This window comes from Pseudoalteromonas sp. P1-13-1a, from assembly GCF_001401875.1.
Taxonomy (GTDB): Bacteria; Pseudomonadota; Gammaproteobacteria; order Enterobacterales; family Alteromonadaceae; genus Pseudoalteromonas.
This window is the reverse complement of the sequence record NZ_LKDV01000021.1, coordinates 25,280-39,135: the sequence shown is the minus strand read 5'-3', so window position 1 is coordinate 39,135 and position 13,856 is coordinate 25,280. Positions and strand designations below refer to the sequence as shown.

At 42.3% G+C, this 13,856-nt stretch carries 10 protein-coding genes; 5 read left to right on the top strand and 5 right to left on the bottom strand.

Annotated elements, in window-relative coordinates:
* Positions 1-51: 51 nt before the first annotated feature.
* Positions 52-435, bottom strand: coding sequence for an MAPEG family protein (locus tag AN391_RS13440; protein WP_055015874.1), 384 nt, complete (start codon positions 433-435; stop codon positions 52-54).
* A gap of 255 nt (positions 436-690) precedes the next feature.
* On the opposite strand from AN391_RS13440, the gene AN391_RS13435 reads away from it, so the two are divergent.
* Positions 691-1,569, top strand: coding sequence for a DMT family transporter (locus tag AN391_RS13435; protein WP_200909042.1), 879 nt, complete (start codon positions 691-693; stop codon positions 1,567-1,569).
* A gap of 82 nt (positions 1,570-1,651) precedes the next feature.
* Here AN391_RS13435 and AN391_RS13430 read toward each other — a convergent pair whose 3' ends face one another.
* The 4 genes from AN391_RS13430 to AN391_RS13415 all read right to left on the bottom strand — a co-directional run bounded on the left by AN391_RS13430 (position 1,652) and on the right by AN391_RS13415 (position 6,782).
* Entirely contained in the window at positions 1,652-1,969 is a 318-nt protein-coding gene (locus tag AN391_RS13430) for a multidrug efflux SMR transporter (protein WP_055015872.1), read from the bottom strand.
* On the bottom strand, positions 1,969-3,501 hold the full coding sequence (locus tag AN391_RS13425) for a bifunctional GNAT family N-acetyltransferase/carbon-nitrogen hydrolase family protein (RefSeq protein ID WP_055015871.1): 1,533 nt from the start codon (positions 3,499-3,501) through the stop codon (positions 1,969-1,971). The genes AN391_RS13430 and AN391_RS13425 overlap by 1 nt, the downstream gene beginning before the upstream one ends.
* An 88-nt stretch (positions 3,502-3,589) precedes the next feature.
* On the bottom strand, positions 3,590-4,438 hold the full coding sequence (locus AN391_RS13420) for an MBL fold metallo-hydrolase (RefSeq protein ID WP_055015870.1): 849 nt from the start codon (positions 4,436-4,438) through the stop codon (positions 3,590-3,592).
* Positions 4,439-4,496: 58 nt separating this feature from the next.
* Positions 4,497-6,782 carry a penicillin acylase family protein gene (locus AN391_RS13415; protein ID WP_055015869.1) on the bottom strand — a complete coding sequence of 762 codons (2,286 nt, stop codon included), beginning with the start codon at positions 6,780-6,782 and terminating at the stop codon, positions 4,497-4,499.
* A gap of 146 nt (positions 6,783-6,928) precedes the next feature.
* On the opposite strand from AN391_RS13415, the gene ycaO reads away from it, so the two are divergent.
* The 4 genes from ycaO to nadE all read left to right on the top strand — a co-directional run bounded on the left by ycaO (position 6,929) and on the right by nadE (position 13,740).
* A complete protein-coding gene (gene ycaO, locus AN391_RS13410) occupies positions 6,929-8,689 on the top strand; it encodes a 30S ribosomal protein S12 methylthiotransferase accessory factor YcaO (protein ID WP_055015868.1) in 1,761 nt (586 codons plus the stop codon).
* A 114-nt stretch (positions 8,690-8,803) separates the two neighbouring features.
* A complete protein-coding gene (locus AN391_RS13405) occupies positions 8,804-12,166 on the top strand; it encodes an ATP-binding protein (protein ID WP_055015867.1) in 3,363 nt (1,120 codons plus the stop codon).
* A gap of 41 nt (positions 12,167-12,207) precedes the next feature.
* Positions 12,208-12,834 (top strand): YceH family protein, encoded by a 627-nt coding sequence (locus AN391_RS13400; RefSeq protein ID WP_055015866.1) that lies wholly within the window; start codon positions 12,208-12,210, stop codon positions 12,832-12,834.
* Between the two features lie 69 nt (positions 12,835-12,903).
* On the top strand, positions 12,904-13,740 hold the full coding sequence (gene nadE / locus AN391_RS13395) for an ammonia-dependent NAD(+) synthetase (protein ID WP_055015865.1): 837 nt from the start codon (positions 12,904-12,906) through the stop codon (positions 13,738-13,740).
* Positions 13,741-13,856 lie beyond the last annotated feature (116 nt).

Genomic DNA, 13,856 nt, shown 5'->3' with positions numbered 1-13,856 from the left:
ACAAAGCAAGCGCCCTTTTAGGCCGCTTGCTTTGTGGTTTTAACAATAAAATTAGATACTCATTACAATCATGGCAATGGCAGTGCCTAAACCAATAAACCATACGAGTGAACGTATAATATCTAGGTTCAGCCAATAAAAAATGCAATATAAAGTACGCGAAACTATATGGGTCACCGCCAAGGTTTCGGTTACGGCATTTACCGAGTTAGTTTCCAATACCACCGCAATAGCAACGGCAAACACTGCAAGTGATTCAAAACAATTTTGATGTGCCGCGAGCGCCCGCGCACCAAAGCCTGTTAGTTTTGCTTGTTGCGAACGCGGATGTTTATTGTCATACCGACCGAGCTTTGCCATCGCAACGGCTACAGGTATTTTTGCAAAATAAGGCATTAATACAGCAAGTAATGCGCATACTACTAATGTCGTCATAATGTATTCTCTTATTTTAGAACCTAGTTATTTAACCAATACATATAACACACATACACAAAAAAGCCGCCTATACGTTTTATGACATACGCAGGCGGCTAAACAATAACATCACTCTTACTATAGCTAAGTTTACCTATAAAGCAGTGCGGCATAATGTCGCAGGTGAGGAATATTCACTATCACCCTTAATGCATCGCTTTAATAACTAAAGATTGTTAATTTATAGACCTTATTTTTTTACCGACGACCCCCATGACCTGGATCTTTTTCACTTTTTTAGCCGCCTTTATGCAAGCATGGCGAAATGCCCTGCAAAGTAAATTAAGCACACATGCAAGTGTAGCTGGCGTAACCCTTTCGCGTTTTATTTTAGCCGGCCCTATTGCTGCAGTGTATTTGTATGGCTTATATCAATATCAAGACACGACCATGCCTACCTTTAATAATGCCTTTTGGGGATTTATTATTGGCGCAAGCGTTATGCAAATACTCGCCACGGGTTTAATGGTAAAGCTGTTTAAAATGAACAATTACGCCATAGGTGCAGGCCTTGCTAAAAGTGAGGCGTTAGTCGCGGCTATTTTAGGAGTGTTGTTTTTTGGCTCTGCGCTTAGCCTACTTGGTTGGCTTGGGGTATTTTTAGGCGCTATTGCGGTGCTTTTACTTAGCGGTATAACCAGCGTAAAACGCTTTGATGCTAAAACAGCATTACTTGGCCTTGCCTGTGGTACCAGCTTTGCCCTTACATCGCTGTGGGTACGCGAAGCAAGTTTAAATTCAGGGTTGTTATTTCCGCACTCGGCTGCATGGGTTTTACTGTTTGTAATAAGCCTACAAACGCTTATATTACTTGGCTATTTATTACTAAAAGAGCCACAAACTCTTAGTAAACTTTGGCAATATAAAGGCATTACAACAGCAATTAGTATTTTTAGTTGTGTAGGCTCTATTGGCTGGTTTAGCGCAATGAGTTTACAGCACGTGGCGTATGTTAAAACGCTTGGTCAGGTAGAGGTATTTTTTACCATGCTCATAGCCGTACTTTGGTTAAAACAGCCACTTAAAAAGCAAGATACCGCGGGCTTAATTTTAATAGCCATTGCCGCTATTTTGGTGATGCTACCAAATTGAGAACATAAAAAAGCGCAGGCTTATAAACCTGCGCTACTGTAAAGCTGCTTATAACTTTTAAAGCAAGTGTTAAGCGCTCTTTTTAAGAGCTGATTTTTAGCGTTATCACACCGCAAATAATCATCAGCACACCTGCAATGCGGCCAAACGTGGCTGCATCACCGTAAAATAATATACCCACTAAAAACGTCCCCGCAGCACCTATTCCAGTCCATACGGCATAAGACGTCCCCATTGATATTTGCTTTTGTGCAAGCCATAGCATAAAGCCACTGGCCACCATAAATGCAATTGCCATTGCAATACCTTGCCAACGAGTATCCGGGTTTTGCGATACCTTTAAACCAATTGGCCAGCCTATTTCAAGCAGGCCTGCAATGACTAAATAAACCCATGCCATTAAACATCTCTCTTTTTCAAAATTACGTCGTATAAATCTTCGCGGCGATCTTTTAAATTGCGCACTGTCCCTTCGCTATGAAGAATTTTTAGCTTATCCATATCAAGGTCGCTAAATAATAACATTTCGGTATTAGGTGTGGCTTCATTTAATGTTGCATCGTGCGGAAACGAAAAGTCTGATGGTGTTAGTACAGCTGATTGTGAGTACTGTACGTCTAAGCTTTCTACCTCAGGTAAGTTACCCACTGAACCTGCAATAACCACGTAACATTCGTTTTCGATTGCGCGCGCTTGCGCACAGTGACGAACCCGTAAATAACTATTTTTAGTATCGGTCCAAAATGGTACAAAAAGTATATCAAGCCCCTGCTTGGCTAAAATACGCGAAAGCTCAGGAAACTCTACATCATAACAAATTTGAATACCCACACGCCCAGCATCGGTATCGAACACGGCAATTTTGTCGCCGCCTTGAATCACCCAGTCATTTTGCTCATGCGGGGTGATGTGTATTTTGCGCTGCTCGTCTATTTTACCGCTTCGGTGGCATAAGTAACTGACGTTATAAATTTTATCGTCTTCGGCAAGGGGCATAGAGCCAGTAATAATATTAGCGTTGTACTCTATTGCCATGCGCGACATGGCGTTTTTAAACGTTTCGGTGTACTCAGCTAAATAGCGAATAGCCTCAGTTTGATTACTTTGTTCGGTAAGCCCCATAAGTGGCGCATTAAAAAATTCCGGAAATAAAATAAAGTCACTTTTATAATCAGAGACTGTATCGACAAAGTATTCCACTTGTTTAAGTAGCTCTTCAACCGACTCAACACAACGCATTTGCCATTGCACCGCACCTACCCGCACAATCGATTTAGTCGATTCGAGTACTGTATCGGTTGGTTCATACATTATGTTATTCCACTCAAGTAACGTGGCGTAACCTACAGACTCTTGATCCTCTGGCAGGTATTTTTTAAGTAACCGCTTTACCTGAAAATCGTTAGAGAGTTGAAAACTTAAAATTGGGTCGTAAAGCTCTTTTTGGTCAACTTTTTCAATGTATTCCATTGGCGTCATTTCACTGCTGTGATTGTAATAACGCGGAATACGCCCACCGGCTAAAATTGCCCGTAGGTTATATTGGCGGCACAATTCTTTACGAGCATCGTATAACCTGCGCCCTAAGCGCATGCCTCGGTGGGTTTCGCTAATGGCTACATCTAAACCGTATAGCGCATCGCCGTCGGAGTCACTAAATACACGGTCGTGGCCATCGGCTATGTCTTCGTACGTATGCGGGTTTGAAAAACGCGTGTAATCAACTTGCACGCTCAGTGCTATGCCCACCAGCACGCCATCATCCACTATGCCTATTTGCCCTTCAGGAAACTGATCTATCAATCTAAAAATAGTATGGCTTGGCCACGCGCCACCTAAATCAGGGTAAGCCTGATCCATTAAGGTCTTAATTTGCGGATACTGCTCTTTTGTTAAGTTACAAATTTCTAGGTGGGTTTTTTCTGCCGACATACACAACTCCTTTGGGCATAAGAAAATAAAAGCCGAATGTAGGCTTAAGTACACTCAGCTTTGTATCATGTTTTTTACGTTACACGTACTACTTTAAACTGCGATAAAAAAGTGTAGTCACTTTCTCTTTTGGCAGCCAACCTGCGTACTTAAGATTAAGCGTGGCTAACGGATCGGCTTTTAGTACTTGCTCTAAGCTTGCGCCATTTTGCATTGCTTTTAGCATTAAATCTTTGGCTTTTTTAACAAGTTTAGCATACGTTACCAGCCCTGAACGGTCACTTACCGGCCCATGCCCGGGTATCACTATGGTGCGCTCATCTATTTGTTTAATAACGTCATCTACGGCCGCTAATATTCCATCAACACTGCCGCCACTATCTACATCAACAAACGGTAAGCTACCAAAGTTAAAGTAAATGTCACCCATGTGCACTATGTTATCGTTATTAAAAAATATCACCGCATCACCATCAGTATGTGCATGGGCGTAATGCACTACATGCGCGTGTTCGTTATTAAAATGCAGCTTTAAATCGTGGCCAAAGCTAATGCGTGGCAGGTAATCTGAGTTTGCGCCGTGTTTTTCTTTTAATCGCTTATGAACGTTGTGGTGCGCAATGACATGCGCGCCGGCTTTGGCAAAGTTTTCGTTGCCACCGGTGTGGTCACCATGATGATGCGTATTAATAACAAACTCTGCACTACCTGGTTTTAAATCACTAATGGTTTTTTTAATGTCGTTTGAAAGCTTAGCAAACTGATCATCAATAATGTAAATACCATCGTCCCCTACACTTGCCGCAATATTACCGCCTTGACCAAATAGTACATACACACTGTCACTTAGTTTTTTGGCCGTTACCGGGTTTTCATCTGCATGTGTTGCACTGCTAAGTAATAAGCCTGTTATTAATGCCGGTAGTATTTTTTTCATTTTAGTTCTCTGTTGATTTATTAATGATTATATAGAACGTGATTAACTGTCATTTAGTTCATCGTGCTGGCTCTATCACTATTTGATGTATTAGCGTTTGTGGTAGTAAAGGCGTGTGCTTACCTTCAATATAGTCACTAAAGCCTGCACGATAAAACGCGGATAGCGGATGCCCCGACTGCCCACCAGGCACTGCCATAATGGCGTTTTCTAAATGCCCAGGTTGAGCAATAAAGCGCTGCGATGCACCAAAGCTTTTGCCTTGTACGGCGGGCATGTAGCTATCGCCAAAACCTAGCGTCACAGGCATATTTAAAAGCTTAGTCAGTATGGGCATTTGTTTAGCAAACGGGTGCTCAATATTAAGCGCATTTACTTTACCCCACTGCCAATTTTGCACGTTATCCCCATACTCAGCCCTAAGTGCTGTCACTGTATCGCTAAATGCACCTAATAACTGCTCGTCCCAATTTTTATATTCTGGGTTTACCCATGAGCTCGGCTTCTCCTTAATAAGCTGCCATATAGCTGGTTCTAAATCGCGTTTTACATATTTAAGCGTGGCGTCTTGCTTATTGAGTGTGTGCTCCATGCTTGCAAAAACAGTATTTATTAATGTGCTGCGGTAGTGTTTAACTAAGGTATAACCTACCGAGCTTGCACATGCACACTGCTGCCAGTTTTCAAGTGCACTTATGTACTGTGCGTTTTGGGTTTTGTCTTTTTTAAGTTGATTAAGTAGAAATGTGTGCCAAGGCGTTAAAAAACGGGCTTGGTTATCGAGCTGTAACGCGTAAAAGTCGCTCTCGGCAAACGCTTGTTTTTCAAATAATCTATCGCGTATTTGGCTCGAACGAGCGCCTAGTGCATAACCACCGTTACCAAAACGAGTATTATCAGTGGCCGATACAACGCGTGAATTACCTGTCCATAATCGTCCATTTTTTGGGTTTTTAACATGAGGGCGCTGATGCTCATTTTGCTTCCAGTCGGGTGAGTACTCATTTTCATTCACGCTTAGCTCACTCGGTGTTTTACGTGCCGGTATAGCGCCAATATGTTGCCATGCAGCACTGCCTTGGCTATCTACCACCATTAAATTTTGTACCGGAATACCCACATTACTCGCTATTGCTAATGCATCATCAACCGTATTTGCTTGTTCAAGCTTTACCAATTCCATATCAACGGCATAAGGCTGATGCGCCGCCCAACTAAGTGCATAAGGCTTTTTATTAATATATTTTACTGGGCCGTATTCGCTTAAAGTGAGTGAGTAATCTTCCCGTTCGCCATCAGCCATTACAATAGGCTCATTAACTTGCCATGTTTTACTGCCATCATTTAGTGCTATCCAGTCGGCGGTATCTATGTAGCCATTAGTAAAGCCCCACGCTATTTTATTATTGCTACCCACCACAATAGCGGGTGCGCCAGGCAGTGATACGCCAGTTATCTGAGCTTGCTCGCCATTTTGTTGGTAATTAAGCTGCGCCCTGTACCAAATAACAGGCACCGCCATCGATAAATGCATATCATCCGAGAGCATGGCTGCGCCTGTTTGTGTATATGCACCAGTTACTGCCCAGTTATTGCTACCACGCTCTTGATTTACCTGAATATTTTTAACCGTGTGCTGCGCTTGCGCTGGTAGCTGAGGAATGGTGCCTGTAAACGGGGCGAGCTTACTGCCATCAAGCGCTGCTTGGTATTGGCTAGGTTGTGTTAAAAAATCAACCATGTGTTGTCCGTATGCTTGCTCAATGTGTATAAGTGCTTTATCGCGCTCAAAGGTGGCACTTTGTAAATCAAGGTACATGCTAAATATAACTAATAGGCTGTCTTCACTTTGCCATGGTTTTTGCGCTGCGCCTGTTAGTAAATACTCAAAGCTTGCAAAGCCAACTTGTGCTAGTCCTTCGTTTACACCTTGGGCGTAGCTATTTAATAGTTGTTTATCGCTTTCGGGTAAGGTGTTTAATATAGCGCGGCTGCGTTTACGTAATTGATGAAAGCGCATTTTTTTATCAAGCCCAAGGGCCGCTTTACCAAATAACTCACTAAGCTCGCCTGCGGCGTTACGTCTTAATAAATCCATTTGAAAAAAACGGTCTTGCCCGTGCGCATAACCTAACCCATATGCGGCGTTATTGCGGCTTTGCGCATTTATAACTGCTTGGCCTAGTGCATCACGCGAAATAGTAACCGGTTTATTAATTGCTGTACTTTGCCCTTTACCATCCAGTGTGGGCATACTTAAACTTAATACGCCGTAAACCAGCGCCGTACCTGCTAATCCTAAAACCACAATGAGCAATACTAGCCATTTGATTACTTTAAACATTAATATGTCCTTTACACTATTTGTTGCACATATAATAACCATAGTTTTATTAAATAATAATGTTCTTACTCGCAAAGGGTGAAATAAACATCAAAATCCACGATAATAGCTATTCCACATTTTGTGCAGATCTAGTTGAGACTCATATGACTGAAAAAACATTTATCAAAGGTAAAGACCGCGACCTAGAGTCGTCTATCTCTACCATGCAAAACAAGCTAAAAGCGCTAAACATCAATATTGAAGAAGCACTTTGGCTTAACCCTGTAGCTAACTGTTATTCAGTTCATATAAAAGACAGCGACTGCGGTGTTATGTTTACCAACGGTAAAGGCGCAACCGATAAAGCGTCTATCGCCTCTGCGCTCGGTGAATACTTTGAACGATTAAGCTGCAATTACTTTTTTGCCGACTTTTATTTAGGTGAAGAATTTGCAAACGGTGACTTTACTCATTATCCAAATGAGAAGTGGTTTAAAGTTGAAGGCAATGAAGTGCCAGAGGGCATAATGGACGAAAGCCTGTGGGATTACTTTGACCCAGAGCGCGAGCTTAATGCCTCACACCTATTTGATTTTAACTCAGGTAATAACGAGCGCGGCATTTGTGCACTGCCATACACACGCCAACGCGATAACCAAGACGTATACATTCCGGTAAACGTGATTGGTAATATTTTTGTTTCTAACGGCATGAGCGCAGGCAACACTAAATTTGAAGCTCGCGTACAAGGGCTATCAGAAGTATTTGAGCGCGCTATTAAAAATCGTATTATCGCAGAAGGTCTTTGTTTGCCAATTGTCCCTGAAGACGTTGTAAAGCAATACCCTAAAATTCATGAAGCGTGTGAAGAGCTTCGCAGTCATGGTTTTCATTTACGTATTGCCGATGCATCACTTGGCGGTAAATACCCTGTAATGAGCGTAACGCTTATTAACCCTGTTGATGGCTCTGTGTTTGCCTCGTTTGGTGCTCACCCGTCATTTGAAGTTGCCCTTGAGCGTACGGTTACAGAGCTACTGCAAGGTCGTCGCCTTGACCAACTTGATGTGTTTCAACCGGCTACGTTTGATAACGATGAAGTTGCAACACCTGAAAACATTGAACTGCACTTTATCGATTCAAGCGGTTTAATCTCGCATGATTTTTTCCGCGCAACACCTGACTTTGATTTTGTGCATTGGGACTTTAGCGGTACAACAGAGCAAGAATACAACTTCTGTACTGACTTAATTCACAGCATGGGCCACGATATTTACATCATGGATTACACACACTTAAACGTGTATGCGTGTCGTATTTTAGTGCCAGGGATGTCAGACATTTACCCAGTTGATGAACTAATTTGGCGTAACAACAACGAAGGCGCTAAATTCCGTGAAGCATTCTTATCGCTTGATCAGTACGATACGCAGCAGTGGATGGACATTTACGACAGCCTAGAAGAAGCAGGCCACAGCGATATTATTCGTGCTGCAGAATTTATTGGCCTTGCCACCGACGCCGACACACCATGGCATACACTGCGTATTGGTGAGCTTAAAGCGCACCTATGCTTAGCTGCAGGCAACGAAGAAGCCATTGATTGGGTAGACTGGATACTGCACACAGGCCAAGTAAGCGAAGAGGCAATGCGCCATTTCCGTTGCTTGAAAGCCATTCTTGAAATTAAGTACGATGACGAACGTGAGTACGCTGACTACCAAGAAGCTCTTGGTTTAATGTTTGGCAACGACAACGTAACGCTTGCTATTGAAATTGCAGAAGGCCGTAAATTATTCAATGGTTTAACCTTCCCGGGTTTATCGCTTGAAGGCTTTAAAAAGCATGCGGCTCTACTTGATGGCTACCGTAAATTACATGTCGCTAAGCAAAACCACTGGGCGCGTGAAGTAACGGATGCTTAATAGTTAAACTACTAATTATAAAAATAAAACGGCGCTTATTTATCAGCGCCGTTTTTATTTATGCAATAAATTAGCTATAGTTAAATTGCCTAAAATAACAGCATGAATTAGCCAATGCCGCCAAAAAATAACAACAAAAAAAACACTACCAGCAACTATAAGCTGACCTTTTGGTTATCGCTTACGCTAATTGTAGTAGTGAGCATTGTACTTGATAGAATTAACTATAATCGCGCAAAAGATGCCCACCGCTTACAAATTTTATCCCAGGTAAGTACATATCGTGCACAGCTAGAAGCAACGTTAGTATCAAACATTCAGCTAGTTCGTGGTTTAGCAGTTGCAGTATCGGCTGAACCTGAATTACAGCAAGCACGGTTTGAGCAAATTGCCGCGCCTTTATTTAAAACCTCCAGTGAGCTACGCCATATTGGTGGCGCACCCGACATGATAATTCGTATGTCTTACCCACTAAAAGGTAACGAAAAAGCCATTGGCTTAAACTTTTTAGAACAAAAAAACCAACGCCAAGATGCCATTAGAGCCCGTGATACCAATACAATTGTTATGGCTGGACCACTTAAGCTTGTTCAAGGCGACATTGCCCTTATTGCCAGAGTGCCGGTTTATATTCCGCCCGAAAACCGCTTTTGGGGGCTGTTATCAGTGGTGCTCGACATTGAAAAAGTCTATAAAAACTCAGGCATAAAGGAGCTTGAAAAAAACTACAACATTGCCATTCAAGGGCGTCATGGTTTAGGCAAAAAAGGCGAGTTTTTTTACGGTAATAGCAATATAACCACACAAGATCCGCTGGATTTTACGCTTAATTTTCAAGGGGGAAGCTGGCAATTATACGTAGCGCCTAAAGAGGGGTGGAGCCCTGCTCCTTCAACTATATGGCCGCTTAGAATTGCCATTATAATTATTTGCGGATTACTAATATGGGCATTTTTATTCTTTTTAAAAATGCTAAACCGCCAACAACAAAACGAAAAAATGCTCGAGGCAATGAGTGACCTTGCGCAAATTGGGGCATGGTCATTTAATTTAGAAACCAAACAAGTGTATTGGTCAGATATGACCAAAAAAATATTTAAATACCCCCTAAATAAAGAGCCTTCATGGCCAACAAACTTAAATTATTTTAAAGCCGGCGAAAGCAGAGAACGCATTACTCAGCTGGTTGAATCTGCAATTAAAGAAGGCAAAAGTTACGAAGCAGAGCTTGAAGTTATCGACTCACAAGGGCGTGAAATGTGGGTGCTTATTCATGGTGAGGCCGAGCGAAAAAATGAACGTTGCGTAAGAATATTTGGCTCACTACAAAATATTGATACCCGTAAACGTATTGAACTTGAGAACAGCAAAATAGCTCTACATAACGAAATTTTAGCATCGCTTACTGCTAACGAGCTTATTTTAAGTGGCCAGCTAAGCCAATCCAAACAAGTCATTACTGAATCTATTTGCCATGCATTAAACATTGAGCAAGCCAGTATCTGGTTTTTTAATAGCTCAAAGACCTCGTTAAGCCCTATCGCCTCTCACAATATTGAAAACAGAATGGGCAATAATAATGCAGTGTGGCTTAAAAGTGAGGCCCCTGATTTTTTTGAAGCCATCGAAAAACACGCTGTTTTTAGCACCAGTGATGCTCAAAAACACCCGCTATTAAAACCACTTAAAAAGCATTACCTAGCGCCGCTCAATATTAATGCCATGCTGTGCGTAATCATACCCGCGGGAAATGGCACCATTGGCATAGTTTGCGCTGAGCAATGCGCCTCAATGCGTCCGTGGTCACGTAACGAAGAAAGCTTTTTAATAGCTATAGCCGCACTAGTAGGCAGCCTACACTCAAGCCAGCAACGCATTGAAACCGAACAACAGCTAGTCACCGCCAAAGAGGCCGCAGAGCAAGCTGTTATGGCTAAAAGCGAGTTTTTAGCCAGTATGAGCCACGAAATAAGAACCCCAATGAACGGCGTATTGGGCATGCTAAATATTATCAAGCGTACCCAACTTAACCAGCAGCAAGAGCACCATATTGAGCTTGCTCAATCTTCGGCACAATCGCTTTTAAATATAATTAACGATATTTTAGACTTTTCTAAAATTGAAGCGGGCAAGCTCGACATAGAAAATGTGCAATTTAACTTGCCTAAACTACTGGGCGAAGTGGTTGAGTCGTTTGCGCTTAAAGTGGAGCAAAATAATACCCACCTTATTTTAGATGCCACCCAAATTACAATTAGCGAAATAATTAGCGATCCGAATAGATTGCGTCAAATTTTAAATAACCTGATTGGCAATGCCGTTAAGTTTACGATTGATGGGCAAATTTTGGTAACTGCGCAGATAGAAGAAACCACTGATGGCAGCTTTTTACACTGCTCTATTATTGATACCGGCATAGGCATAGACGCAGAAAAACAAAAGACCTTATTTGACTCATTCACCCAAGCCGACGCTTCTACTACTCGTCAATTTGGTGGTACAGGCCTTGGCCTAGCTATCGTTAAGCAACTTTGTGAACTAATGGAAGGCGAAGTAAACGTAACCAGCATGCTTAATGAGGGCAGTACTTTTTCGTTTTCTATAAAAATACAGCCGCGTTTAACTAAAGCCCAAGATTTACCCAGCCATTTAATTAATAACAAACATATTTTAATTGTTGATACCTGTACACTTAACGCCAATATTGCCGCTAAACAATTACGTGTATGGGGCGCACACGTTACTATTTTAAATGACTATAGCGACATTATTACTTATTTTGATAACTGCGATACCCAGCCAGATGCACTGCTAGTCGATTATTATTTTTTTGAGCATGCTGCACACTTACAAATCAACGCATTAAAAAACAGGGTAACAACCAAGCAAAGTAAGCTGGTCGTTATGGCACCGATGAGTTACTCCCAAGAGCATAATAACATTGGTATAAATATAGATTGCCTGATATTTAAACCGCTCACCCCGTCAGATTTATTTGATTCTCTGACTAACGATAAATTCATAGAGCAACAACAGCGCCAAGCGCAACTGCAAAATGAGTTGACCGAAAAACCTAAAGAAATCTCAGCGCACGCGCAAGTGCTTTTAGTAGAAGATAACAAAGTAAATCAGGTGGTTGCCTCTGCTTTGTTAAAACAAATTGGCCTTACCTTTGATATTGCACAAAACGGCCAAGATGCACTAGATAAGCTAAACAGCAGCCAAGACAAAAAATACCAGTTAGTTTTAATGGATTGCCAAATGCCCGTGATGGATGGCTACCAAGCCACGCAAGCTATACGCGAAGGTAAAGCGGGCCAGCATAATAAACATATTACAATCATTGCGTTAACGGCAAATGCAATGCAAGGCGACAAAGAAAAGTGCCTAGATGCCGGAATGAATGATTATTTAACCAAACCTTTAGACTCTGCTGCACTAGAGCCTAAATTGCAACAATGGCTTGGTACACAATAAAGGTGTAAGCTAAAAATACTGTTTACTAATAAAGAAAAGCCATGCATTTATCAGCAAATCAGCAGCGCGTTATTGGCTGCCTTTTAGAAAAGCAAAGCACTACACCCGAGCACTATCCACTGTCGTTGAACGCACTAACGAATGCGTGTAACCAAAAATCCAACCGAGATCCGGTTGTAAACTTGAGCGAAAGTGAGGTTCAACAAACACTTGATGAGCTTATAAGCCAGCGCCTTGTAACGCTAGACGAAGGGCTATCGGGGCGAGTTAATAAATACGACCACCGTTTTTGTAATACAGAATTTAGTAGTTTACAGCTAAGCTCGCAGCAACGGGCAATACTATGTTTACTGTTACTGCGCGGCGCACAAACACCCGGTGAGCTGAGAACGCGCAGCGCGCGTCTAGCTGAGTTTACAAACGTGAGCGAAGTAGAAACAGCTCTGAGCGCACTGGCAAAAGATGACTACGTTACAAAGCTTGAGCGTGAGCCCGGCAAACGAGAAAATCGCTACATGCACCTTTTTGCTGACCCAGCAATAGTGCCAAGCCCAGCGCCAGCTGCAGAAGTCGCAGAAGTTAAAAACGATGAAATTAACGAGTTACTTGCAGAAATTGAGGAACTAAAAGCCGAGCTTAGCCGTATAAAAGCACATTTAGGACTTTAATTAATCACCACTAAACCAGATAATGTAAGCCTATTTAAAAACGACTTATTAAATGACAAGGAGCTGGCCATGCGCGCCGAAATTATGGCTGAAATGAAAGTTCAGCCAACTATTGATGTAAATGCCGAAATTACCCGTCGAGTTAACTTTATAAAAGCACGCTTGGTGGCAGCCCACAGTGTATCGCTAGTACTTGGCATTAGCGGTGGTGTTGACTCATCGACCTGTGGACGTTTATGTCAATTAGCCGTAGATGAACTAAACGCTGAACAAAACACGAATAAGTACCAATTTATTGCAGTTCGTTTGCCATACGGTGTACAAGCAGATGAAGACGAAGCGCAAATGGCCGTTGACTTCATTAAGCCAAGCAAACGTATGACCGTAAACGTAAAGCCTGCTGCCGACGCATTACACGAACAAGCTATGGCGGCGGTTGTTGGTAGTGGCGAAAGCTTGCCCGACCAAGCTAAAATAGATTTTGTTAAGGGTAATGTAAAAGCACGCCAACGCATGGTAGCGCAGTATGAAATAGCAGGTTTTTGCCAAGGCTTAGTGGTAGGTACCGATCACAGCGCTGAAAACATTACTGGTTTTTATACCAAATTTGGTGACGGCGCATGCGATTTAGCCCCATTATTTGGCTTATCAAAACGTCAAGTTCGTGCACTTGCAACTGCCTTAGGTGCGCCAGAGCTATTAGTAACAAAAGCCCCTACCGCTGATTTAGAAAGTGACCGCCCAGGCCTCACTGATGAAGAAGCGTTAGGGCTAAGCTATGAGCAAATTGACGACTTTTTAGAAGGTAAGCCAGTGGCTGCAGAGGTTGAGCAAAAGCTAACTGAGATTTATGTACGCACTCAGCATAAGCGCCAACCCATTCCGACTATTTACGATGAGTTGTAACGGCTCAAACAGCTAGTGCTGCATAAGCACTAGCTGATCTATTTGCCGTAATGTTACGTAGAAAAAAACTAATTTATAGTTAATTTTAACGCCTGCCAAAGAGAAAACTGCATTAC

Coding starts and splice junctions, on each gene's coding strand:
- AN391_RS13440 (WP_055015874.1), bottom strand. CDS start 435: ATGACGACATTAGTAGTATGCGCATTACTTGCTGTATTAATGCCTTAT.
- AN391_RS13435 (WP_200909042.1), top strand. CDS start 691: ATGACCTGGATCTTTTTCACTTTTTTAGCCGCCTTTATGCAAGCATGG.
- AN391_RS13430 (WP_055015872.1), bottom strand. CDS start 1,969: ATGGCATGGGTTTATTTAGTCATTGCAGGCCTGCTTGAAATAGGCTGG.
- AN391_RS13425 (WP_055015871.1), bottom strand. CDS start 3,501: ATGTCGGCAGAAAAAACCCACCTAGAAATTTGTAACTTAACAAAAGAG.
- AN391_RS13420 (WP_055015870.1), bottom strand. CDS start 4,438: ATGAAAAAAATACTACCGGCATTAATAACAGGCTTATTACTTAGCAGT.
- AN391_RS13415 (WP_055015869.1), bottom strand. CDS start 6,782: ATGTTTAAAGTAATCAAATGGCTAGTATTGCTCATTGTGGTTTTAGGA.
- ycaO (WP_055015868.1), top strand. CDS start 6,929: ATGACTGAAAAAACATTTATCAAAGGTAAAGACCGCGACCTAGAGTCG.
- AN391_RS13405 (WP_055015867.1), top strand. CDS start 8,804: ATGCCGCCAAAAAATAACAACAAAAAAAACACTACCAGCAACTATAAG.
- AN391_RS13400 (WP_055015866.1), top strand. CDS start 12,208: ATGCATTTATCAGCAAATCAGCAGCGCGTTATTGGCTGCCTTTTAGAA.
- nadE (WP_055015865.1), top strand. CDS start 12,904: ATGCGCGCCGAAATTATGGCTGAAATGAAAGTTCAGCCAACTATTGAT.